The organism is Microbacterium azadirachtae (genome assembly GCF_025583665.1).
GTDB lineage: Bacteria > Actinomycetota > Actinomycetes > Actinomycetales > Microbacteriaceae > Microbacterium > Microbacterium azadirachtae.
This window is the reverse complement of record NZ_CP099706.1, coordinates 2,885,092-2,908,039: the sequence shown is the minus strand read 5'-3', so window position 1 is coordinate 2,908,039 and position 22,948 is coordinate 2,885,092. Positions and strand designations below refer to the sequence as shown.

General features: G+C 68.9%; 23 protein-coding genes. 17 read left to right on the top strand and 6 right to left on the bottom strand.

Translation table 11 applies throughout. The features are described 5' to 3' along the window. The first annotated feature begins 12 nt into the window (after positions 1-12). From secY to rplQ, 10 genes are all read left to right on the top strand, one after another. On the top strand, positions 13-1,335 hold the full coding sequence (secY, locus tag NFX31_RS13770; protein WP_045249909.1) for a preprotein translocase subunit SecY: 1,323 nt from the start codon (positions 13-15) through the stop codon (positions 1,333-1,335). After that, a complete protein-coding gene (locus NFX31_RS13765; RefSeq protein WP_045249908.1) occupies positions 1,332-1,946 on the top strand; it encodes an adenylate kinase in 615 nt (204 codons plus the stop codon). The genes secY and NFX31_RS13765 overlap by 4 nt, the downstream gene beginning before the upstream one ends. 1 nt (position 1,947) lies before the next feature. Next, positions 1,948-2,799: a type I methionyl aminopeptidase gene (gene map / locus NFX31_RS13760; RefSeq protein ID WP_082072165.1), complete on the top strand. Its 852-nt coding sequence runs from the start codon at positions 1,948-1,950 to the stop codon at positions 2,797-2,799. A gap of 103 nt (positions 2,800-2,902) precedes the next feature. Further along, positions 2,903-3,574: a DsbA family protein gene (locus tag NFX31_RS13755; protein ID WP_045249907.1), complete on the top strand. Its 672-nt coding sequence runs from the start codon at positions 2,903-2,905 to the stop codon at positions 3,572-3,574. Positions 3,575-3,718: 144 nt separating this feature from the next. Continuing rightward, a complete protein-coding gene (infA, locus tag NFX31_RS13750) occupies positions 3,719-3,940 on the top strand; it encodes a translation initiation factor IF-1 (RefSeq protein ID WP_018171468.1) in 222 nt (73 codons plus the stop codon). A gap of 66 nt (positions 3,941-4,006) precedes the next feature. Beyond that, entirely contained in the window at positions 4,007-4,123 is a 117-nt protein-coding gene (gene rpmJ / locus NFX31_RS13745) for a 50S ribosomal protein L36 (protein ID WP_005050492.1), read from the top strand. A gap of 164 nt (positions 4,124-4,287) precedes the next feature. Continuing rightward, a complete protein-coding gene (gene rpsM, locus NFX31_RS13740; RefSeq protein WP_045249906.1) occupies positions 4,288-4,662 on the top strand; it encodes a 30S ribosomal protein S13 in 375 nt (124 codons plus the stop codon). A gap of 27 nt (positions 4,663-4,689) precedes the next feature. Further along, on the top strand, positions 4,690-5,088 hold the full coding sequence (gene rpsK, locus NFX31_RS13735) for a 30S ribosomal protein S11 (protein ID WP_045249905.1): 399 nt from the start codon (positions 4,690-4,692) through the stop codon (positions 5,086-5,088). 188 nt (positions 5,089-5,276) lie between these two features. Continuing rightward, on the top strand, positions 5,277-6,266 hold the full coding sequence (locus NFX31_RS13730; protein ID WP_045249904.1) for a DNA-directed RNA polymerase subunit alpha: 990 nt from the start codon (positions 5,277-5,279) through the stop codon (positions 6,264-6,266). A 68-nt stretch (positions 6,267-6,334) separates the two neighbouring features. Next, positions 6,335-6,871, top strand: coding sequence for a 50S ribosomal protein L17 (rplQ, locus tag NFX31_RS13725; protein WP_045249903.1), 537 nt, complete (start codon positions 6,335-6,337; stop codon positions 6,869-6,871). Positions 6,872-7,068: 197 nt separating this feature from the next. On the opposite strand, the gene NFX31_RS13720 is transcribed toward rplQ, so the two are convergent. Next, positions 7,069-8,586, bottom strand: a complete 1,518-nt coding sequence (locus NFX31_RS13720; protein WP_262955977.1) for a hypothetical protein — start codon at positions 8,584-8,586, stop codon at positions 7,069-7,071. Continuing rightward, positions 8,583-9,395, bottom strand: a complete 813-nt coding sequence (locus NFX31_RS13715) for a glycosyltransferase family 2 protein (RefSeq protein ID WP_045249901.1) — start codon at positions 9,393-9,395, stop codon at positions 8,583-8,585. Before NFX31_RS13715 ends, NFX31_RS13720 begins: the two co-directional genes overlap by 4 nt. A gap of 70 nt (positions 9,396-9,465) precedes the next feature. Here NFX31_RS13715 and NFX31_RS13710 point away from each other — a divergent pair, with 70 nt between their 5' ends. Further along, positions 9,466-9,930 carry a GtrA family protein gene (locus NFX31_RS13710; RefSeq protein WP_262955976.1) on the top strand — a complete coding sequence of 155 codons (465 nt, stop codon included), beginning with the start codon at positions 9,466-9,468 and terminating at the stop codon, positions 9,928-9,930. Between the two features lie 32 nt (positions 9,931-9,962). Here the strand turns inward: NFX31_RS13710 and NFX31_RS13705 are convergent, their stop codons facing one another. After that, complete coding sequence (locus NFX31_RS13705) at positions 9,963-11,540, bottom strand: AMP-binding protein (protein ID WP_045249899.1); 1,578 nt, start codon at positions 11,538-11,540, stop codon at positions 9,963-9,965. Between the two features lie 242 nt (positions 11,541-11,782). Here NFX31_RS13705 and truA point away from each other — a divergent pair, with 242 nt between their 5' ends. The 4 genes from truA to NFX31_RS13685 all read left to right on the top strand — a co-directional run bounded on the left by truA (position 11,783) and on the right by NFX31_RS13685 (position 16,258). Beyond that, the gene (gene truA, locus NFX31_RS13700; protein ID WP_262955975.1) at positions 11,783-12,664 is read left to right on the top strand and encodes a tRNA pseudouridine(38-40) synthase TruA; all 882 of its coding nucleotides are present in this window, start codon (positions 11,783-11,785) and stop codon (positions 12,662-12,664) included. A gap of 80 nt (positions 12,665-12,744) precedes the next feature. After that, positions 12,745-13,413, top strand: coding sequence for an endonuclease/exonuclease/phosphatase family protein (locus tag NFX31_RS13695; protein ID WP_045249897.1), 669 nt, complete (start codon positions 12,745-12,747; stop codon positions 13,411-13,413). Positions 13,414-13,501: 88 nt separating this feature from the next. Next, on the top strand, positions 13,502-14,812 hold the full coding sequence (locus NFX31_RS13690; RefSeq protein ID WP_262955974.1) for a UDP-glucose dehydrogenase family protein: 1,311 nt from the start codon (positions 13,502-13,504) through the stop codon (positions 14,810-14,812). Between the two features lie 171 nt (positions 14,813-14,983). Beyond that, on the top strand, positions 14,984-16,258 hold the full coding sequence (locus tag NFX31_RS13685; protein ID WP_262955973.1) for a hypothetical protein: 1,275 nt from the start codon (positions 14,984-14,986) through the stop codon (positions 16,256-16,258). Positions 16,259-16,314: 56 nt separating this feature from the next. Here NFX31_RS13685 and galE read toward each other — a convergent pair whose 3' ends face one another. The 3 genes from galE to NFX31_RS13670 all read right to left on the bottom strand — a co-directional run bounded on the left by galE (position 16,315) and on the right by NFX31_RS13670 (position 19,646). Then, positions 16,315-17,331, bottom strand: coding sequence for a UDP-glucose 4-epimerase GalE (gene galE, locus NFX31_RS13680; RefSeq protein ID WP_045249766.1), 1,017 nt, complete (start codon positions 17,329-17,331; stop codon positions 16,315-16,317). Positions 17,332-17,359: 28 nt separating this feature from the next. Then, positions 17,360-19,138: a DUF4012 domain-containing protein gene (locus NFX31_RS13675; protein ID WP_262955972.1), complete on the bottom strand. Its 1,779-nt coding sequence runs from the start codon at positions 19,136-19,138 to the stop codon at positions 17,360-17,362. A gap of 220 nt (positions 19,139-19,358) precedes the next feature. Further along, the gene (locus tag NFX31_RS13670; RefSeq protein ID WP_045249768.1) at positions 19,359-19,646 is read right to left on the bottom strand and encodes a PqqD family protein; all 288 of its coding nucleotides are present in this window, start codon (positions 19,644-19,646) and stop codon (positions 19,359-19,361) included. Positions 19,647-19,928: 282 nt separating this feature from the next. On the opposite strand from NFX31_RS13670, the gene NFX31_RS13665 reads away from it, so the two are divergent. Further along, positions 19,929-21,821, top strand: a complete 1,893-nt coding sequence (locus NFX31_RS13665) for a polysaccharide biosynthesis protein (RefSeq protein ID WP_248700387.1) — start codon at positions 19,929-19,931, stop codon at positions 21,819-21,821. Beyond that, complete coding sequence (locus NFX31_RS13660) at positions 21,814-22,947, top strand: DegT/DnrJ/EryC1/StrS family aminotransferase (RefSeq protein WP_262955971.1); 1,134 nt, start codon at positions 21,814-21,816, stop codon at positions 22,945-22,947. Before NFX31_RS13665 ends, NFX31_RS13660 begins: the two co-directional genes overlap by 8 nt. The last annotated feature ends 1 nt before the right edge of the window (position 22,948 follow it).

Here is a 22,948-nt window from a genome sequence, read left to right as displayed (position 1 = left end):
GAAGGCAAGCTTTTGTTCAGCGCCATCGCGCGGATCTTCCGCACGCCGGATCTTCGTCGCAAGATCGGCTTCACGATCGCGATCATCGCGATCTACCGCCTCGGATCCACCGTGCCCGCTCCGTTCGTGAGCTTCCCGAACGTCTCCGAGTGCCTCGCTCAGAACAGCGGCACCGAGGGCCTGCTCGGGCTCGTCAACCTCTTCTCCGGCGGCGCGCTGCTGAAGCTCTCCATCTTCGCGCTCGGCGTCATGCCGTACATCACGGCCTCGATCATCACGCAGCTGCTGCGCGTGGTCATCCCGCACTTCGAGGCGCTGCACAAGGAGGGCCAGGCCGGCCAGGCCAAGCTCACGCAGTACACGCGCTACGTGACGATCGCCCTCGCGCTGCTGCAGTCCACGACCCTCGTCACCGTCGCCCGCACGGGCCAGCTGTTCGGGCAGACCGGCGTGGCCGCCTGCAACCAGCTGCTGACCAACGACGTGTGGTGGGCGCAGCTGCTGCTCATCGTGACGCTGACGGCCGGCACGGGCCTGATCATGTGGTTCGCCGAGCTCGTCACCGAGAAGGGCATCGGCAACGGTATGTCGCTGCTCATCTTCACCTCGATCGCCGCGACCTTCCCCGGTGCCATGTGGGCGATCTGGCAGACGAAGGGCTTCGAGGTCTTCCTTCTCGTGCTCCTCATCGGAATCCTCGTGATGACGCTCGTCGTCTTCATCGAGCAGTCCCAGCGCAGGATTCCGGTGCAGTACGCCAAGCGGATGGTCGGCCGCCGCACCTACGGCGGAACCAACACCTACATCCCGATCAAGGTGAACATGGCGGGCGTGATCCCGGTTATCTTCGCCTCGTCGCTGCTGTACATCCCGATGCTGATCGCGCAGTTCAACATCCCGCAGAACGGCAAGACGCCGCCGGCATGGGCGACCTGGATCATGACGTACTTCGTCAAGGGCGACCACCCGCTCTACATGGTCGTGTACTTCCTGCTGATCATCGGCTTCACGTACTTCTACGTCGCGATCACCTTCAACCCGACCGAGGTCGCCGACAACATGAAGAAGTACGGCGGCTTCATCCCGGGCATCCGTGCGGGTCGCCCGACGGCCGAGTACCTCGACTACGTGCTCACGCGCATCACACTTCCCGGATCGCTCTACCTCGGTCTGATCGCGCTCATCCCGCTGATCGCCCTGGCCACGGTCGGCGCGAATCAGAACTTCCCGTTCGGCGGCGCCTCGATCCTGATCATCGTCGGCGTCGGCCTGGAGACGGTCAAGCAGATCGACGCGCAGCTGCAGCAGCGACACTACGAAGGGCTCCTACGATGACGGCATCCGCAACTTCCACCGCACGCCTGCTGATCGTGGGCCCGCAGGGCTCCGGCAAGGGCACGCAGGGAGTGCGGATCGCCGCGGCCTACGACATCCCCGTCGTCTCGACCGGTGACATCTTCCGCGCCAACATCAAGGAGGGCACGCCCCTCGGCAAGCAGGTCACGGCCATCCTCGACGCCGGCGACCTGGTGTCGGACGAGCTGACCGGGGCGCTCGTGCGCGACCGCCTGTCGCAGCCGGACGCCGCCTCGGGCTTCCTGCTGGACGGCTACCCGCGCAACGCGGCGCAGGTCTCGGACCTGGATGGCTTCCTGGGGGAGCAGGGCGCCGCCCTCGACGCGGTGATCCTGCTCGACGTGCCGCGCGAGGAGAGCATCGCCCGCCTCACGCTGCGCGCCACGGAGCAGGGTCGCACCGACGACACCCCCGAGGCCATCGCGCACCGCCTCGACATCTATGAGGCGCAGACAGCCCCGATCCTCGACGCCTACGGAGCGCGCGGCATCGTCGACACGATCGACGGCGTCGGCAGCCTCGACGAGATCACTGAGCGCATCTTCGCGGCGCTGGCGCTGCGCGGTCTCGTGCGCACGGCTGCGGTCTGACGTGGCGTTCCGCCGCTCCATCTACAAGAGCCGCGCCCAGCTCGAGGCGATGGTCGAGCCCGGGCTCATCACGGCCGCAGCCCTCGCCGCCGTGCGCGAGGCCGTGCGTCCCGGCATCACGACCGGCGAGCTCGACGCGATCGCCGACCGCGTGATCGCCGACCGCGGAGCGGAGTCGAACTTCAAGCTCGTGCGGGGCTACCGGCACACCACCTGCATCTCGGTCAACGACCAGGTCGTGCACGGGATCCCCGGATCCCGCGTGCTGGAGCCCGGTGACATCGTCTCGATCGACTGCGGCGCGCAGTACCACGGGTGGAACGGCGACAGCGCGATCACGGTCATCGTGCCGGGCTCGACCGACACTCAGGTCGAGGACGCACGGCGGACGCTGTCGGAGGTGACCGAGGGGTCGATGTGGGCGGGAATCGCCGCCATGGCGTCGGCCTCGCATCTCGGCGACATCAGTGCGGCGATCGAGGACCACATCCTCGCCGCGGGGCCCTCCGTCGTCTCCGGCAAGCCCTACGGGATCCTGCGCGAGTACGTCGGCCACGGCATCGGCCGCAAGATGCACGAGGCGCCGAGCCTGTTCAACTACCGCACGCCCGACCGCGGCGCCGAGGTGCGCCCGGGTCTCGTGCTCGCGATCGAGCCCATGGTCACCGCGGGATCGGACAAGACCTACGTCGAGGACGACGACTGGACCGTCACCACGACGGACGGATCCGACGGATCGCACTGGGAGCACAGCGTCGCTCTGCACGACGGCGGCATCTGGGTGCTCACGGCGGCCGACGGGGGAGCGGCGGGCCTCGCGCCCTTCGGCATCACTCCCGCGCCCCTCGCCTGAGCCGCGGATCCGTCTCCCACGGACCTCAAAGGCTTCTCGCGGCACAATGGGAAGACCTAGCTGAGCGGATCCGCCGGACGGGTCTGGACAAGGAGACACACACATGGCCGCTGCCAAGGGCAGGACCAACGGGTTCGCCATCGGAATCACCGCTGCCGTCGTCGCCGTGCTCATCGCACTGGTCGGCGTCGTCGTCTGGCTGAACAACAAGGCCACGGACGCCGGTCCCGCGCCCAAGAGCTCGATCGTCAACTCCGAGACCGGAGCGGTGACCACGGGCAGCGGCAAGGACAAGGTCGCCCTGTACGTCGACTTCCAGTGCCCGATCTGCAAGAGCTTCGAGACCCAGTACGGCTCGCAGCTGCAGGCGCTCGCGAAGGAGGACAAGATCACGCTCGAGTACCACCCGATCGCGATCCTCGACCGCTACTCGCAGGGCACCAACTACTCGTCGCGCGCCGCGTCCGCCGCCTACGCGGTCGCGCAGGAGAACCCGGACAAGTTCCTCGACTACCTGAACATCCTGTTCGAGAACCAGCCGACCGAGAACACCCCAGGCCTCACCGACCAGCAGCTGATCGACTACGCGAAGCAGGTCGGCGCCGACAAGGCGGAGGCCACGATCAAGGCGAACACGTTCTTCAAGTTCCCGACCGCGCAGGCCTCCGCCCACAAGATCAAGGGCACGCCGACGATCGAGATCAACGGCGAGCGTCTCGACACGAGCAAGCAGGCGGACGTCGCCAAGCTGCAGAAGATCGTCGACCAGAAGTAATCCCGCCGCATTTTGCGGATCGGCGGATCCGGACTACCATAGATCTTTGGTGCTTTGCGCCTTGGTCCGGCGTGTCCGGATCCGCAGGCACCACACCACCCAACCACCGCAGATCGACCGGTCTGCACAAGCGTCAGCGAGGCTATGGCTAAGAAAGACGGTGTCATCGAGATCGAGGGCGTCGTGTCCGAGGCGCTGCCCAACGCGATGTTCCGCGTTGAGCTCTCCAACGGACACAAGGTCCTTGCAACGATCTCCGGAAAGATGCGGCAGAACTACATCCGCATCATCCCCGAGGATCGCGTCGTCGTGGAGCTCTCGCCCTACGACCTCACGCGCGGTCGCATCGTCTACCGCTACCGCTAGGTCGGTCGAGAAGTAACACCCCAGGCGTCCGCGCCTGCCCGGTGAAGACAGCGATAAGGAAGCAACATGAAGGTCAACCCCAGCGTCAAGCCGATCTGCGACCACTGCAAGGTGATCCGCCGCCACGGCCGCGTCATGGTGATCTGCAAGAGCAACCCGCGCCACAAGCAGCGCCAGGGCTGAGCCTTCGGGCCCCGGCCCGGTCTCTCGCGATCTCACAACTCAACATCTGACAGGCAGGATCAGACGCTTCGACAGGCTCAGCGGCCGCGAGAAGCTGACACCTCGGGCGGAGGCCCGGGCACCGATCCTGCTCCACACCTCCACAACACTCCAGGAGTTACCGCATGGCACGTCTTGCCGGCGTCGACATCCCGCGCGACAAGCGCGTGGTGATCGCCCTCACGTACATCTACGGCATCGGCCGTACCCGTTCGGTCGAGATCCTCAAAGCCACCGAGATCGACGAGTCGATCCGCGTCAAGGACCTCTCCGACGACCAGCTCGTCGCGCTCCGCGACTACATCGAAGGCACCTACAAGGTGGAGGGTGACCTCCGCCGCGAGGTCGCCGCCGACATCCGCCGCAAGGTCGAGATCGGCTCCTACGAGGGCCTTCGTCACCGCCGTGGCCTGCCGGTCCGCGGTCAGCGCACCAAGACCAACGCGCGTACCCGCAAGGGCCCGAAGCGCACCGTCGCCGGCAAGAAGAAGGCCCGCTAAGCGGCCAGGGAATAGGAGAACACTTTCATGGCTGCACCCAAGGCCGCCGCGCGCAAGCCGCGCCGCAAGGAGAAGAAGAACATCGCGCTGGGCCAGGCCCACATCAAGTCGACGTTCAACAACACCATCGTCTCGATCACCGACCCGTCCGGCGCTGTCATCAGCTGGGCCTCGTCCGGTGGCGTGGGCTTCAAGGGCTCGCGCAAGTCGACGCCGTACGCCGCCGGCATGGCCGCGGAGTCCGCTGCCCGCCAGGCGCAGGAGCACGGCGTCAAGAAGGTCGACGTCTTCGTGAAGGGTCCGGGCTCCGGCCGCGAGACCGCGATCCGCTCGCTGCAGGCCGCCGGCCTCGAGGTGGGCTCGATCCAGGATGTGACGCCGCAGGCGCACAACGGCTGCCGCCCGCCGAAGCGCCGCCGCGTCTGACGCTCTCTGTCCTCGGTCCCTGAGCTTGTCGAAGGGCCCGAGGACAGGCGTGTGGATCCGGTCCTCACTTCCATCGGTCCCTGAGCCGATCGAAGGGCAGCGGCCGGATCCTCACCCGCGTTCTTCCATAACTCAAGACCTCACCCACACGTGTCATATAGCGGGCACGTGATCGAAAGGAACACACAGTGCTCATCGCACAGCGTCCCACTCTCACCGAGGAAAAGATCTCCGAGAACCGCAGCCGGTTCGTCATCGAGCCGCTCGAGCCCGGTTTCGGTTACACGATCGGCAACGCGCTGCGTCGCAGCCTGCTCTCGTCGATCCCCGGCGCGGCCGTCACGAGCGTCCGCATCGACGGCGTCCTCCACGAGTTCAGCACCATTCCCGGTGTGAAGGAGGATGTCACCGAGATCATCCTCAACATCAAGCAGCTGGTCGTCTCCTCTGAGCGCGACGAGCCCATCACCGCCTACCTGCGCAAGACGGGCGCCGGCGAGGTCACCGCGGCGGACATCTCCGCTCCGGCCGGCGTCGAGGTGCACAACCCCGAGCTGGTCATCGCGACCCTCAACGACACCGCCAAGTTCGAGCTCGAGCTCACCATCGAGCGTGGCCGCGGCTACGTGTCGGCGGCGCAGAACCGCAGCGAGTACGCCGAGGCGGGCCAGATCCCGATCGACTCGATCTACTCGCCCGTGCTGAAGGTCAGCTACCGCGTCGACGCCACCCGCGCCGGCGAGCGTACCGACTTCGACAAGCTCGTGCTGGACGTCGAGACCAAGAACTCGATCATCCCGCGCGACGCCGTCGCTTCGGCCGGTCGCACGCTGACCGAGCTGTTCGGTCTCGCCCGCGAGCTGAACGTCGAGGCCGAGGGCATCGAGATCGGCCCCGCGCCGGTCGAGGCCGTCCTCTCGAACGAGCTGTCGATGCCGATCGAGGACCTCGATCTGTCCGTCCGCTCGTACAACTGCCTCAAGCGCGAAGGCATCAACACGGTGTCCGAGCTCGTCGCCCTGTCGGAGACGCAGCTCATGAACATCCGCAATTTCGGACAGAAGTCGGTGGACGAGGTGCGCGACAAGCTCGTCTCGCTCGGCCTGTCGCTGAAGGACTCGGTGCCCGGTTTCGACGGCGCCCACTTCTACGGCGGCTCCGAAGACGAGTCCTTCTGACCCACCCGTTCTGCCGGCTGGCAGAGGCCAGCTGACCCGAACCTTTCCGATCCAGGAGCTAGAGAACAATGCCCAAGCCCACCAAGGGTCCCCGCCTCGGAGGCGGCCCCGCACACGAGCGTCTGCTGCTTGCGAACCTGGCTGCCCAGCTGTTCGTGCACAAGTCGATCAAGACCACCGAGACCAAGGCCAAGCGCCTGCGTCCGCTGGCCGAGCGCCTCGTCACCTTCGGCAAGCGCGGCGACCTGCACGCGCGTCGTCGCGTGCTGTCCGTGCTGCGCAACAAGGAGGCGACGCACGTGCTGTTCGCCGAGATCGCGCCGCTGGTCGCCGAGCGTGAGGGCGGCTACACCCGCATCACCAAGGTCGGCAACCGCAAGGGCGACAACGCGCCCATGGCCGTGATCGAGCTCGTGCTCGAGCCCGTCGCCCCGAAGGTGAAGAAGGCCGCCGCGAAGCCCGCCAAGGCGGAGAAGGCCGCCCCCGCCGAGGAGGTCGTGGAGGAGGTCGTCGAGACCCCTGCCGCCGAGGCCGAGGTCGTCGAGGAGGCTCCCGTCGCCGACGAGACCGCCGCTGACGCCGCCGCGGAGGAGAAGGCCGAGTAAGGCCGTCCGCTCGTTCGAAGCCCGTCGTCCCCTTGTGGGACGGCGGGCTTCGTCGTTGCCGCAGGGGACCGTTCCGCCTGCTCGGTGGTCGCCCTTTGCGGGCTTGCGGTGCCGAAAGCCGCACGCTGCGACCAGCGAGCAGGAGGACCCCGCGGCGTCAGCGGCGAGGGTCCAGAGGGTCAGACCCGAAGAGGGCGTCAGGGCGCTGGGCAGATCACCATGCCGCCGGCCGCGGTCAGGGGGGATCCGGTGCGGCAGGATCCGTACGCGAGGGTCATCGTGCGGCTCATCGCGGGCGCGTCGTAAAGGCCGACGTGCGCGCCGGTCAGCACCACGGAGGACACGGGCCCGCCCCAGGGTTCCGCGGCCAGCCACTCCACGTCGTTGTCGCGTACCCAGGCGGCCAGGGGCGCGACCGCGGCGCGCTGCTGGGCGAGCGTCTCGGCGGCCGGCGCACGCAGTGCCCGGCCGGCGTCGCTGACGCCTCCTGTCGCCACGACGCCGCCGAGCAGGGCGAGGGCCGCGACGGACAGGATCCGTACGGGCGCCTGCGAGTTCGAGGGGCCGCGACGCCGCCACAGCGCGACCGCCGCGCGCACGGCGACGGCGGCGAGGACCGGGGCGAAGGCGAAGACGCCCACCGCGGGGTGCCGCACCCACAGTGGCAGGTGCGAGGCCTGCGCCCACCACGCGACGAAGGCGAGCAGACCCACGGCGGATCCGAAACCCCACGCGAGGAGCTGCGGGTCGCGGTCCCACCAGCGCGGGGCGGAGCCGGGGTTCGTGTCGGAGCGCTGGTGCCGCACCGGCACGGCGGCCACGATCACGACGGCTGCCGCCAGGAGGACCGCGGCGACGGTCAGCCACCAGGGGACGAACCACGATCCGGCGAGCGTGCCCAGCTTCTGCGTCGCGGTCGTCGGCTCGATGTGCTGGCCTCCGCTCAGCAGGAAGCCGCCCATCGCCCGCACGTGCCGTGCGTACCCGCCGATGCCGAGGGAGACGAGGGCGATGAGCTCCATCAGCACCGTCGGCGCGGCCGCCAGAGCGAGCGGAAGCAGCGAGCGGCGGAGGGTCGCCGTGAAGCGCCGCCGGAACGGCGCCGCCGGCGTCAACAGGAACAACGCCACGGCGAACGCCGGGAGCGCCAAGAGCGCGATCAGCTTCGCCTGCATGGCGAGCCCGAGCAGCAGGCCCGCGAGCCATGCACGGCGCGGGAGCACGATCAGCGCCCATACGAGGAGAGCGGCGGCAGCGGTCTCGCCCAGCAGATCGGCGGGACCCTGGATCGGGGAGACGCTCTCGGCGGTGTTGAACGCGAGAGGCAGGGCGGCGGCGACCAGTGCGCCGAAGCGCCCGGAGATGCGGCGCCCGATCACCGCGCAGCCGACGACCAGGAGCACCCAGTAGGCGAGCGGGACCAGTCGGGCGCCGATCACCGGATCCGCCCCGAGCGCGAGGATCCCGGCCACCGGGATCAGCACCACGGGACCGGTCGAGATCCGGGGATCGAAGGGCGTGAGGGTGGAGCCGGACAGGGTGCCGTCGCTGGTGTAGCCGAGCCCGGCGAGCAGATTGCGGGGCACTGTGAGGTTGAACGCCTCGTCCTCCCAGAACCGCAGCACGGTCAGGCTGTGCCACATCACGATCGCATTCGCGACGACGAGCAGCGCGAGCAGGATCCAGAATCCGGTTCCGGTGAGGCGACGGATCATGCGGATGCGGTTCCCTCGTCTGCGCGCACCGGATCCGGTCGTTCGAGCGACAGCGCCCGCAACGGGGCGCCCGGACGGAGGGACCACGTCCACGCCTCGCGCAGCGCGTCCATCGCGAAGCGGACCAGTTTGCTCGGGGGCAGCGAGGGTCGCGCGACACGGCCCCACATCGTGCCGGTGCTCGAGGAGCCGCGCCGGGGGATGCTCCGCACCCGCAGGTAGCGGACGTCGAGCCTCGCTCGCACCTCGGCGAGGGAGAAGTGCACGTGCGGCACGAGGGCGTCGGAGGGCACCGCATTCACCAGAAGGCGCAGCGCCTCGGGGCGGTACACGCGCAGGGGCGTGTTCACGTCGGGCACGCCCCTGCCCACGAACGTCGCGATGAGCAGGCGCACGCACGCGGTCAGCACCCGCCGGTACCAGGCGTCGGTGCGGGAGTGGCGCACGCCGTGCACCACGTCGGCACCGGAGGCGGCGAGAGCGCGCACGGCGGCCGCGATCTCGGCGCCGAGGAACTGGCCGTCGCCGTCGACGTGCACGATCGCGTCGGGGGAGAGGGCGAGGCCCCCGCGGTAGGCGGCGAGGGCAGTGGGACCGTGTCCGCGGTTCACCGGCTGCGTCTGCACGTCCACGTCGGCGATGCCGGCGAGTGCGGCCGCGGTGCCGTCGGTCGAGCGGTCGTCCGCGATCACGAAGGTCACGCGCTCGGCGAGCGGGCCGACGGAGGCGCGGATCTCATCGATGAAGCCGGCGATGCCCTCGGCCTCGTTGTAGGCCGGCATCACGACGGCCAGGTGGGCGTACTGCACTCGAACCTCAGGTCTCGGAGATGGGGAGACGTCCAGGCTGCGTCGTCCTCCCGGGTATTCTAGTAGCGCTATGGATCGCCGCTCCCGGTTGCGCCGTCTGGCGGGAGTCGGCACCCGCTTCCTGATCGTCGGCGGCATCAGCACCCTCATCGAGGTCGGCGCCTTCAACCTCTTCGTCTACGTCTTCGGCTGGGATCTCGTCTTCGGCAAGATCGGGGCCAGTCTCGTCGCGCTGATCAACGCCTACTTCGGCAACAGGGAGTGGGCGTTCCGCGATCGGAACCGCCGCGGGCGCGCCGCCGAGATCGTGCTGTTCCTCGTGGTCAACCTCGTGTGCACCCTGCTCGGTGCCGGGATCGTCTGGTTGGGCGCAGAGGTCGTCGAGGGCATCACCGGTCACGCCCCCGGTCCGGCGCTGGTGAACATCGTCAACCTGGGCAGCATCGCGGTGATCGTCGTGGTGCGTTTCCTGCTGTACCACTACGTCGTGTTCCGGCACACGCCGAAGGACGACGTCGACGACGCTTCGACCTGAGCGGACAGGGAGATGTGCGGGCGACGGGCCGGTCAGCTCGTCCGCGCCCGGAGATCCTTGCGGAGGATCTTGCCCGACGCCGACTTCGGAATCGCGTCGATGAACTCGACCATCCGCACCTTCTCGTGCGGTGCGACGTGCGCGGCGACGTGCGCTTGGACGCCCGCGGCGTCGAGCTCCGATCCGGGCTGCAGCACCACGAAGGCCTTCGGCACCTCCTGGCCGTCCTCGTCCGGCGCGCCGATCACGGCGGCGTCGGCGATGGCCGGGTGCTCCAGGAGCACGGCCTCGAGGACGGCCGGGGCAACCTGGTAGCCCTTGTACTTGATGAGCTCCTTGAGGCGGTCGACGATGCGGAACACGCCGCCGGCCGTGGCGGTGGCGACGTCGCCCGTGTGCAGCCAGCCGTCGGCGTCGAGCATGTCGGCGGTCGCGTCGGGACGGTTCAGGTAGCCCTTCATGACCTGCGGGCCGCGGATCAGCAGCTCTCCGGGCTCGCTCGCGCCGTCGGCGGGGATCACCACGTCGGATCCGTCCTCCGCGAGCAGTCGCGCCTCCGTGTTGGGAATGAGCAGACCCACCGAGGAGAGGTCGATGTCCTCGCGCTCGACCGGGATCGTGTGCGTCACCGGGCTGGTCTCGGTCATGCCGTAGCCCTGCCGCACGAGGCAGTCGAGCCGGCCGGCGACGGCGTGGGCGAGTGCTCCGTCCAGGGGCGCGGCGCCGGAGAAGACGACCTTCACCGAGCTCATGTCGTATTGAGCGACCAGCGGGTGCTTGGCGAGGGCGACGGCGATGGGAGGCGCGATGAACAGCCAGCTGGTGCGCTGCTCCGCGATGATGCGCAGGAACTCGACGAGGTCGAACTTCGGCATCGTGACGAGGGTCGCGCGCAGGCGCACGGCCAGGTTGAGCAGCACCGTCATGCCGTAGATGTGGAAGAACGGCAGGACGGCGAGGATCCGGTCGTCATCGTTCAGGTCGATCGAGATCGTGCTCTGTGCGACGTTGGCGACGAGGTTGCGATGCGTGAGCATGACGCCCTTGGGCCGGCCGGTGGTGCCGGATGAGTACGGGAGCACCGCGACGTGCGTGGCGGGGTCGAAGGTCACGGCGGGCGCATGGTGTCCCTCGGAGAGCAGATCCCGCAGCGACGGGTGCCCCTCGGCGCCGTCGAGCACGATCAGCTGGTCGGCGGGCAGGCCGAGCTGTTCCGCGGCGGCTTGCGCCTGGGGGAGGAGCGGGCTGACCGTGATGAGCCAGAACGCCGAGGCGTCGCGCAGCTGGTTGGCGATCTCATCGGCGGTGTACAGCGCGTTGATGGTGGTGGCCGTGGCGCCGGCGCGCAGGATCCCGTGGAAAACGGTCGCGAACGCGGGGACGTTCGGGCAGAGCAGGCCCACGGCGTCGCCCACGCCGATGCCGCGGGCGGCGAGCGCTCCTGCGAAGAGATCGATCTGGCCGATCAGCTGACGGTAGGTGGTCTCCGCGCCCGACATCCCGTCGACCAGGGCGACGCGGTCGAGGTCGTGCTCGGAGATGTCGCCGAAGAGGTACTCGTGGATCGGGACCACGGGGATCTCGACGTCGGGGAACGTGCTGCTGACCATGGGATCTCCTTCGATCTCGGTCCGTCTCGATGCCGCTGCGCCGCCGGCTCGGGTGCCGGCGCCGGTCACTTGGGATTCAGTGTCGCACAAATAGAGACTGAGTCCCAGAGTGATTCCGGATCGGCCCGACGCCGGGACGGATTGTGGGAAACCCTACTCCGAGGCGGGGGCGATGCCGAGCGCGCAGCCCGCCGGTGCGGGCCCGGTGCGGGGCCGAGAAGCGCGGTCGGTACCCTTGATCCGTGCGCATCCGTCTCGACATCGCCTACGACGGCACCCATTTCCGGGGCTGGGCGAAGCAGCCAGGGCTGCGGACCGTGCAGGGGACCATCGAGGCGGCGCTCGCCCGGATCGTCGGTCCGTCGGCGGAGTCCGCCGCGGGGGATCCGCAGGCATCCGGTCCGCGCCTCGTCGTCGCCGGGCGCACCGACGCGGGCGTTCACGCCACCGGGCAGGTCGCGCACGTCGACCTCGACGCGCAGCAGTGGGCGCGTGTGGCGACGCGCAACGGCCGGGCCGCGCTCGATCCGGCGGCGTCGCTGGCTTCGCGGATCCGCGGCGTGCTCGGGCAGTATCCCGATGCCACCGTGTCGCGGACGTCGCTCGCGCCGGAGGGGTTCGACGCCCGCTTCTCCGCCGTCTGGCGCCGGTACCGGTATCGGCTGGCCGACGCGCGGGCCGGATACGACCCCCTGCTGCGCCACGACACCACCACCGTCCGCGCGGTCCTCGACGAGGGCGCCATGGACGCCGCCGCGCAGACGCTGATCGGACTGCACGACTTCGCCGCGTACTGCAAGCCGCGCGAGGAGGGCACCACGATCCGCACCCTGCTCGACTATCGCTGGTCGCGGGATGCGTCCGGCGTGCTGGTCGCCGAGGTCAAGGCCGACGCGTTCTGCCACAGCATGGTGCGGGCGCTCGTGGGAGCCTGCGCCGCCGTGGGGGAGGGGCGCCTCGAGGTCGCCGATCTGGCGCGGCTGCGGGACGACCTCACCCGCACCAGCGCCTTCAAGGTGCTCGCCGCGCGCGGCCTCACGCTCACCGAGGTGGGGTACCCCGCGGACGAGCTGCTGGCGGCCCGCGCCGAGCAGACGCGCAACCGCCGCGATCACGACGACTGACGCGGATCCGGATCTGCAACATCCGATGAACTCCGGCTGCCGCTCAGCCTCGCGCAAGAGCGCGCGGGTACGGTGGGGGCGTGCGGATCATCTCCTACAACCTGCGCAAGCATCGTGCGGCGCATGAGCTCGACGCCCTCGTCGACGCCCATGACCCCGACGTGCTGTGCCTGCAGGAGGGCGATACCGCGTCGCTGCCGGAGCGGGCCGGAGGTCTCGTGCTGGCGCACACCACGCAGCGCAACCGGCTGGGACTGGCCATCTACTACCGCGAGAGCACGTACCGTCTCGTCGACATGGCGGCGGTCGCGGTGAAGAAGTCGCTGCACGACCACGTGCTGCGCCCCGCGCACGAGCGTCTGCTCGGCGTGCGGCTCCGCGACATCGACGCCGGCCGCGACTTCCTCGTCGCGTCGCTGCACGCGGCGCCGCTCACGGCGCGCAACGCCCTGCGGCGCGACCAAATCCGGGCGGCGCTCTCCGAGCTGTCCGAGCTCGGGTGGGGCCTGCCGCAGCTCATCGTCGGCGACTTCAACTATCCGGTGTTCAAGGAGCGGCTCAGCGAGCACATGCGCGACGTCGGCTACGAGCTCGTGATGAGCGACCAGCATACGTACACGCGATACCGCGTCTTCCGCGGGTTCTACGACTTCGCGGCGGCCTCCGGATTCGTGGTCGAGTCGGTGCGCACGCTGCCGCAGGGGGAGTCGGACCACCTGCCCATCCTGGTGACCGCGACGCCCCGGTAGACCGCCCGCCCCAAGCGTTCACCCGGTCGTCGCCGACGCGACGCCTGCCGGTCGTGTGGTGGTGAGACTCGCGCGGTGTGGTGTCCTCATGCGGATGTCTGTGATCGGCTGCGGGTACCTCGGAGCGGTCCACGCGGCGGCGATGGCGTCGATCGGCCACGAGGTGACGGGGATCGACACGAATCCCGACCGGATCGCGGCGCTCGCGACGGGGAAGGCACCGTTCTTCGAACCCGGGCTGGACGAGCTGCTGGCCGCGGGGGTCGCCAGCGGGCGGCTGACCTTCAGCGCCGACATCGCCGACGCGGCCGGATCCGTCCTGCACTTCCTGGCCGTGGGCACCCCGCAGCAGTCCGACGGATCTGCCGCCGACCTGCGCTTCGTGCACGGGGCCCTCGATGCGCTGCTGCCGCAGCTGCGGCCGGGAGACGTGGTCGCGGGCAAGTCCACCGTCCCCGTGGGAACCGCTGCGGGCCTCACCGAACGCGTGGCGGGCGCCGGGGCGACTCTGGTCTGGAACCCGGAGTTCCTGCGCGAGGGCTGGGCCGTGCGGGATACGCTGCACCCCGACCGCCTCGTGGTCGGGGCCGCGGCGGACGACTCGGGTCGGCGCGCGGTCGAGGTGCTGCGCGAGGCGTACGCCGACGCGATCGCGGAGGGCAGTCCGTTCCTGGTGACCGATCTGGCCACGGCCGAGCTCGTCAAGGGCGCCGCGAACGCGTTCCTCGCCACGAAGATCTCGTTCATCAACGCGATGGCGGAGATCGCCGAGGCGGCGGGGGCCGACGTCACCCGGCTCGCCGACGCGATCGGGTACGACGACCGGATCGGACGACGCTTCCTCGGCGCCGGGATCGGCTTCGGCGGGGGATGCCTGCCCAAGGACATCCGCGCGTTCGCCGCGCGCGCGGAGGAGCTCGGGCGTGGGGCATCGGTCGGATTCCTCCGCGAGGTCGACGCGATCAACCTGCGCCGCAGGGAGCACGCGGTGCGCCTCGTGCTCGAGGCGTTCGGCGGGAGCGTCGTCGGGAAGAGGATCACCATGCTCGGAGCTGCGTTCAAGCCGCACAGCGACGACGTGCGGGACTCGCCGGCGCTCGAGGTCGCGATCCGGCTGCGCGGCATGGGCGCGAAGGTACGGGTGACGGATCCGGAGGCCCTCGGCAATGCCGCCGCCGTGCACCCGCAGCTGAAGTACGTCGCGGATCGGGACAAGGCCCTCAAGGGCGCGGATGCGGTGGTGCTCGTCACGGAATGGGACCTGTACCGCCGCGAGCTCTCTCCCGAGCATGCGTCCACGCTGGCCCGGGGCCGGATCATCGTCGACGGGCGCAACTGCCTGGATCCGCAGGCGTGGCGCGCGGCGGGCTGGACCTACGTCGGGATGGGCAGGCCGTAGCGCCGTCGCGCACGCCGAAGCTCGCGGATGCGGGGCGCGGCGCCGGGGCGTTCCAGGGCACGCGGGGCGACACCGCGAGGTGCTGTGCGCGACTCCGCGAACGCCATGGCGAGGCAGGTCGTGGTTTCCCGATAAAGTCGAGTACCGCGTCGACCTGGGAAGGCGGGACGAATGCCCGACGATGACGTGCCCCGGGACAGGGCCGGCACCGAAGGGGCTGCGCACGGCGACGGCCCGCAGTCCGACGACCAGCACGCCTTCGATCTCGCGTCGCTGTTCGATCACCACGAGGACGACGTCTCGGCGGCGCCGCTGGAGGATTTCAGCGCCCTCTTCGCGGGACCGGGCGATGTCGCGCGCACCGAGAAGGGCTCGCCCGCATCTGAGGAAACCGAGACCACGGATCCCCAGGGGCCGGGGACGGACGCCGACGCGCCCGTCATGCCCGCGCCCGGCGAGCACCGGAACCCCGACGATGACCTCGACCTGCATCTGCAGGCCCCGACGGCGCTGATCGACACCGCCGAGGGTCACCTCTTCGACGATGCCGCGACCGAGGCTCATCCCTACACGCACTCGTTCCCTGCGCCCGTGCCGGCCCGGCCGGAGCCGCAGCACGCCGCGCCGCGATACGGCCTGGGGCGCCCTCAGGTCATCGCGATGGCGGCAGGCCTGGTCGTCACCGCGCTGGGCGTCGGCTGGGCGCTTGCGACGCCCGGCGCACCCGTGCCGGCCGCGGTCTCCGCGACCCCGACCTCGAGCGTGGATCCGGCGCGGATCTCCAAGGTCAACGCAGCCGTCGACTCCCTCGAGAGTGCTGTGAAGGCCGCGCAGACGAGCGCAGAGTCCTTCGCCTCGCCGCTCGCGGCGATGGCGGGATCCAGCGACGAATCGGCCCGGCTCGCCGCCGAGGCCGCGCGCCAGGCGTACACCGCGGCGCTCGCCGCGGTGAAGGTGCCCAAGTCTGCGGGGAAGTCCGCGACGAACGTCCAGCTCGATCAGCTCGAGCGCGAGGTCGCGTCGCGCGAGGCGTCGCTGACGGCCGCGACCGCCGGATTCCGCGGTGCCATCACGACGTTCCGGCAGTCGGTGCCCGGATACGCGGCGACCGCGGTCGCCGACAACCCCGACGCGGCCGAGCCCTTCCGAACCGCCGCCACGGAGACGGCGGCGGCGGTCGCCGCATCGGATCCGTTCGGAGCGATGTCCTTCGCCCCATGGGATGCCTGGCGCAGCGCGCTGGCCGCCCTCATCGCGGATCAGGCGCGCGCGGTGGCGGAGTCCGACTCGAGCGGTTCCGGCGGCGGCACGGGTGACACGGGCACGGGCACCGGCGGCGGCGCCACGACCGAGCCGACGCAACCGCCGCCGGTGACGACGGAGCCCCCGCCCGTGCCGACGGATCCCGGCTCCACGGAGCCGCCGACTGTCCTGCCCACCCCGTAACGAGAACGGCGCCTGACTCCGTCGGAGAGCGGAGCTGCGAGTCTCGTCCTGCGCGGCTACTCTGCGAAACCCCTCGGGTTCGACGACTGCCAGCGCCACCCGTCGCGCGCCATCTCCGCGATGCCGCGGGAGGCGGTCCAGCCGAGCTCCTCCTGGGCGCGCGACGTGTCCGCCCAGCTCCGTGGCAGATCGCCGGCGCGACGCGGTCGGATGACCGTCGGGATCGGATTCCCAGACGCCGCCTCGAACGCTGCGATCATCTGCTTGACCGACGTGCCGGCTCCCGTGCCCAGGTTCCAGGCGCGTGCGCCGGCGACGGTCGAGAGCTTCTCGAGCGCTGCCACGTGTCCTTCCGCCAGGTCGACCACGTGGATGTAGTCGCGTTCCCCCGTGCCGTCGGCGGTGGGGTAGTCGTCGCCGAAGATGTTCACCTCGGGCAGGCGACCGACAGCGACCTGCAGGATGTACGGCGCCAGGTTGTTCGGGATCCCGTTCGGGTCCTCCCCGATCAGACCGCTGGGGTGTGCGCCGATCGGGTTGAAATAGCGAAGCAGTCCGATGTGCCAGTCATCCTCCGAAGCCGCGACATCTCTGAGGATGCGCTCGAGCATCACCTTGGTCATGCCATACGGGTTCGTGGCGTCGAGGCGGCCGGCGTCCTCGCGATACGGCGGATCCTGCTGGTCGCCGTAGACCGTGGCCGATGAGGAGAAGACGAGGTTGCGGACGCCATGACGCTTCATCGTCCGGAGAAGCGAGAATGTACTGCCCAGGTTGTGCGCGTAGTAACGCAGCGGGTCGGCCACGCTCTCGCCGACGGCCTTCAGCCCGGCGAAGTGGATCACCGCATCGGGTGCGGCCGTAGCGAAGGCGGCATCGAACGCCTCGTCGTCCAGCAGATCGACCTCGATCATCTCGGGACGGATGCCGGCGATTCGCTCGATGCGGTTGATCACCTCGGGGGAGGAGTTCTCGTGGTTGTCCACGATCGTGACGTGGTGCCCGTGTTCGAGCAGAGCCACGACCGTGTGGGAGCCGATGAAGCCGGCACCGCCGGTGACGAGAACACGCATGCCGCAATCCTAGGCGGCGAGCTGCCTGCTACTTCTTCGCGGGCGTGCAGCCGGGGGCGTCGATCGCGACGGGGGTGGCTTTCACCATCGGAGTGTGGCGCACTTCGAGCGGCCCGTAGGCGCCGGATGGTGCACTGAAGCTCGCCACGATGGTCGTCGTCTGGCCGGGTGCCATGAGCACGTTGAGCTTCGCCACCGTGCGGCCGAGATGCGGCAGCCCCGATGCAGCCACGGGCTGACCGTCGACCGTCACACCGGTGAGCGTGGATCCCACCGGTCCGTACAGATACACATCAGTGGAGGCATGGCCCTTGGGGAAGAAGAGTCCCGGGTCGACGTAGACCGGAAGGCCCGGGACCGCGGCCGGATCGAGCGTGTTCTGCAGCGTGACGGTGCTCGAGAACGTCGGGGCATCGGGCTTCTGGCACTGCGTGCCCGAAGCGGCGATGCTCATCTGCATGTAGTAGTCGAGCTTGCTCGCGGTGAGGTCGTCGATGTAGACGCCGAGGTCCGTGGTCTTGGCGTTGTCCGCCGGCATGTTGCCGCCGACGGGGGTGCCGGCCAGCATCTTCGCCTGGGCTTCGTCGCTGGGCGAGTACATCAGGCGGCCCTCGTTCGAGGCCTGCGTCAGGGCGGTCAGGAGCGCCTTCGGGTCGGCGTGCGTGGTCAGAAGCGCATCGAACACGCTCTTGGCAGCATCGGCGAAGAACTCATCCTGCACGTGGGGATCCGGGTACTTCGCGTAGACGCCGTTCAGCAGCAAGGCCACCGCGTTGTTGGCATTGAGCGTCTCGTCGAACGGTGCCGGCATCGTCACAGGCCCGATCGCGTGGAGCAGATAGCCGAGGGCCACCGGATCGATCGAGGCGACGGCATCGACCGGGGTGCCGTAGGTCTCGGACCACCACGCGCGCACGATCTGCGCCGTCTCGCTGAAGTCGGGGGAGAGAGTCGAGTCCTGGATGTAGCGGCCGATCTTGTCGCCGTACAGGGCCTCGGTCTCGGGATCGAGCGCCATCACGGGCTCCGGCCGCCCGTTGGCGAAGTCCGTGGAATTGGCCTGCTGCGTCATAGAGATCTTGCCGTTCACGGCCGTGAGCATCGCGATGGCCGCCGGATTGCCGCCGGTGCCGCGCGACTCGGCGTTGTTCTGGAAGATGAGGAGGTAGTGTTGCGGGCCGTCGGCACCGAGGGCGTTCGGCAGGATCGTCAGGGCGTTGTGCACGGGGGTGAGGACGGGCTCGATCTTCGCGATCGCGTCGTCGAGCTTGGCGAGCCCGGCGGCGACCTGCGGGACCAGGGCGGATCGGTCGATGCTCTTGACGTTCTTCTGCACCAGCTCCATGCGGGTGTTGGCGGTGTCGATGTCGTCGGCCAGGGTCTTGAGGTTCGCGACGTCGATGCCGCCGTCCTTCGGCAGGAGCGCCTTCAGGTCGAGGCCGGTCAGCGGCAGGAGCGCGTCATGCACGAGTCCGTTGACGGAGTCGGCCGTGATGCGCACGGCCTTGAGGTTGGGACCTGCGACGGGGACCCACTCCGAATTGCGCCACAGGCCTGTGCTCGTCTTCTTGGCGGCGTCGTCCGTCAGGGCGGAGATCTTGGCGATCGTCTTCTTGGCTCCTGCCGGATCGCCGGCGAGCATGCTCTGCTGTACCTGGTCGACGAGCGGGATGGCCTGCTCCAGGTCGTTCCTCGCGATCATCGCCTGGTCGTACAGGCGCTTCGCGGTGAGAGCGCCCACGACGCCGATCACGATCAGGACGACCAGCAGCGAGATCAGAACCCAGAACCAGGGGCTCTTCAGCACGGGGCGACGCCTCCTGTGCGTCTTGCCGACCGGTGTCTGAGGCGTGGCCAGCAGGCGCTCGAAGGAATCGTCCGAGTCGGGTGAGATTCCATCGCGGGTCGGGCGCTCCCCACGATCTTCGTGTCGGGAAGGCACGAAGCGATTCTAGAGATCCCCCGGGCCCCTGACCATGGTCGAACGGTGTCGATTCGGGCACGGCCGATCCGCCGTGCACAAGCGATCAGTGTGCGATTAGATGCTGGGCGAGGAGACCGTCGAGAAGGGCGAGGATGTCGTCCCGGATGGCGTCCTCGCTCACCTCGTAGGCAGCGGCGACGTTCGTGATCAGCTCCGCCGAGGAGAGCGGGCCGTTTGCGTCGATCTCCTCCCACACGTACGCGGCGGTGCCCTGAAGAGTCATCGGATGAGAGGTCGGCGACTCGAGTTCGAGGGCCACGACCTCATTGCCGCTCGTCGTCCACGCGACCGCATCGGCGATACGCCACGGCCCGCTCTGGTCCCCACCCACCTCGTCAGCCTATCGAAGGCCGTGAGCGCGACGCTGCGCTGCCGCAGCCCAGTTGGGGCGGTCGCTCGTGCGATGCGACCTAAACGCGCGAAATGCGAGTGCGAAGCATGCGTATTGCGTCACTTTCCGGACATTGTCACTCGGCTTTCTCACAGATATGGGATCCTGGAGGCACAGGGGGAGCGGGCAAGGATCCCAGCTATTCGTGCCTGATCGGGAAATTGCTGTTCACGGGCATCGCGGCGCCTTCGCCGTCAGTTGAGAGTTTGGGGGGATGTCGCTGTGCAGAGCGGTGATCGGGGCGAGAACGTCATTCAGGGGGCTCAGAGCGCCGGTGCCGGCCATCGGCGGCGCGGCTGGGTGGCCGCGCTCGATGCCTTCGCCTGGGTTTTCGGCACCGTCCTCGCGGTAGGCCTGCGCGTCGATTTCAAGTTGCCGCTGTCCGGCTGGATCGCGACGTTCTGCCTGGGGTTGATCGCGGCGCTGCTGCAGTTGATCGTCGGCTATGTGCTCGCGCTCTACCGAGGCCGCTATTCGTACGGCTCGTTCAGCGAAGTCTGGACGTTGTCGCTGGTTGCGGGAGGCATCACGCTGATCCTCTCCGCGTTCGTCATCCCCTCGGGCAACCAGATCGGTGTCCCGCGCGCCACCGTTCTGCTGGCAGGACCCTTCGTGCTGCTGACGATGTTCGGCGTTCGCTACGTCGCTCGCCTCGTCGTCGAGCGCTCCCGCAAGCCGGGGGAGAATGCCGAGCGTGCGCTCGTGGTGGGAGCGGGGTACCTCGGCGATCGCCTTCTCCACAGCATCACGACGGACCCGGGGTCGCCGATTCTGCCGGTCGGATTGATCGATGACGACCCGGCGAAGAAGAACCTGCGGCTCCGCGGCGTGCCCGTGCTGGGACGCCGGAGCCAGCTCGCGGAGATCGCGGCGCGGACGGGGGCGACGCGACTGGTGATCGCGCTGGGCAACGCCGACAGCGTGCTGCTGCGTGAACTGAGTGATGCCGCGGACGCTGCCGGGATGTCCGTGTCGGTCACCCCCACGGTCACCGACTACATGCTCGAAGGCCGCACCACGGTCGACGTCCGCGACATCGAGATCGAAGACCTCATCGGTAGGCACCCCGTCGACACCAACGTCGAGCTCATCGCGGGGTACGTCACAGGCAAGCGCGTGCTCGTCACGGGGGCCGGTGGGTCGATCGGATCCGAACTGTGCCGCCAGCTCGCGAAGTTCGGCCCCAGTGAGCTCATCATGCTCGACCGCGACGAGACCGGGCTGCAGGGCGCCCAGCTGGGCACGGCGGGCAACGGGCTGTTGGACTCGAAGGACGTCGTGCTCGCCGACATCCGCGACGTCTCCGTGCTGAACGCCATCTTCGACGAGCGGCGTCCGGAGGTCGTGTTCCACGCCGCCGCGCTGAAGCACCTGCCGATGCTCGAGCAGTATCCGGACGAGGCGTGGAAGACGAACGTCATCGGGACGCTGAACGTGCTGCAGGCTGCGCGCCGCGTGGGCGTGACCCATTTCGTCAACATCTCGACCGACAAAGCGGCGAACCCCACAAGCGTGCTCGGGCACTCCAAGCGCGTCGCCGAGAAGCTCACCGCCTGGGCCGGTGAGCAGACCGGTACGCAGTACCTCTCTGTGCGCTTCGGCAACGTGATCGGCAGCCGCGGTTCCATGCTGCCGACCTTTCAGCGTCTGATCGCTGAGGACAAGCCGATCACCGTCACGCATCCCGACGCCACTCGCTACTTCATGACCATCCCTGAGGCGTGCCAGCTGGTCATCCAGGCCGGTGGTATCGGACGCGCCGGCGAGGTGCTGATCCTCGACATGGGCGAACCTGTCTCGATCCTTGAGGTCGCCAAACGCATGATCGCGATGTCGGGCAAGGAGATCGAGATCGTGTTCACCGGCCTGCGCCACGGCGAGAAGCTGCACGAGGAGCTCGTCGGCGCACGGGAGAACCTCGAACGGCCGTTCCACCCGAAGATCTCTCACGCCCACGCCGATACGATCAGTCCTGAGCGCCTGGACAAGGCGGGCTGGGAGGCTCGGATGAACGCAGTGCCACGGAACAATGACACGGCAGTGGTCGACCGGATCGTGGTGGATCAGCTCGTGACCGGCGTGAACGCCGCACCGGGCAGCGGTTCGAATGACTGAGCGCATCTACATGTCCTCGCCGGACGTCACGGCGCGGGAGGAGGAGGCGCTCGTCGCAGCGATGCGATCCGGATGGATCGCGCCATTGGGGCCCGACGTCGATGCGTTCGAGCGGGAGCTTGCCGACCGTGTCGGCGTGGCGCACGGCGTCGCACTGAGCTCGGGCACGGCGGCCCTTCATCTGGGGCTGCTGACTCTCGGAGTCAAGCCCGGAGACGTCGTCGTGACGTCGACGATGACGTTCGCGGCCACCACCAACGCGATCGTCTACACCGGCGCCGAGCCCTTCTTCGTCGACGCGGATCCCGTCACCGGGAACATGGATCCAGAGCTCCTGCGCGAGGCGTTGACACTGCTGCGCCGGGGGGGTGCGCACGTCGCCGCGATCGTGCCGGTGGATCTTCTCGGCAAGGCCGTCGACTACACCTCGATCTTGGCTCTCGCTGAGGATTTCGGGGTGCCTGTGCTCGCCGACGCCGCGGAGTCGCTCGGAGCCTCGCACGAGGGCCGCGCCGCGGGGAGCTTCGGTCGTGCCTCGGCCGTCTCGTTCAACGGGAACAAGATCATGACCACGTCGGGCGGTGGGATGCTCCTCACCGATGACGCCGACTTCGCTCAGCACGTGCGCTATCTGGCCACTCAGGCGCGTCAGCCGGTCGTGCATTACGAGCACATCGACATTGGCTACAACTACCGCATGAGCAACCTTCTCGCTGCGCTCGGCCGCGCGCAGCTGAGCCGGCTCGACGAGATGATCGCGCGCCGCCGTGAGATGCGTGAGCTCTACAAGGAGCTGTTCCGCGACGTGGACGGCGTCGAGGTCTTCGGTGCCGAAGGCGACGAGAACGACAACGTGTGGCTGACGTCGATTCTGGTCGATGAGCAGCGAACCGGATGGGCGCCGACCGAGCTCGCTGCGTTCCTCGCGACAGACGACATCGAGAGTCGTCCGCTGTGGAAGCCGATGCACAAGCAGCCGGTGTTCGCGGGCTATCACGGGGTCATCAACGGCGCATCTCAGACGCTCTTCGAAACCGGCCTGACGCTCCCGAGCGGGTCGGCGCTGACGGCCGAGCATCGCGCGCGTGTTTCGGGCCGCATCAGCGACTTCCTCGGCGGTCGCTGAA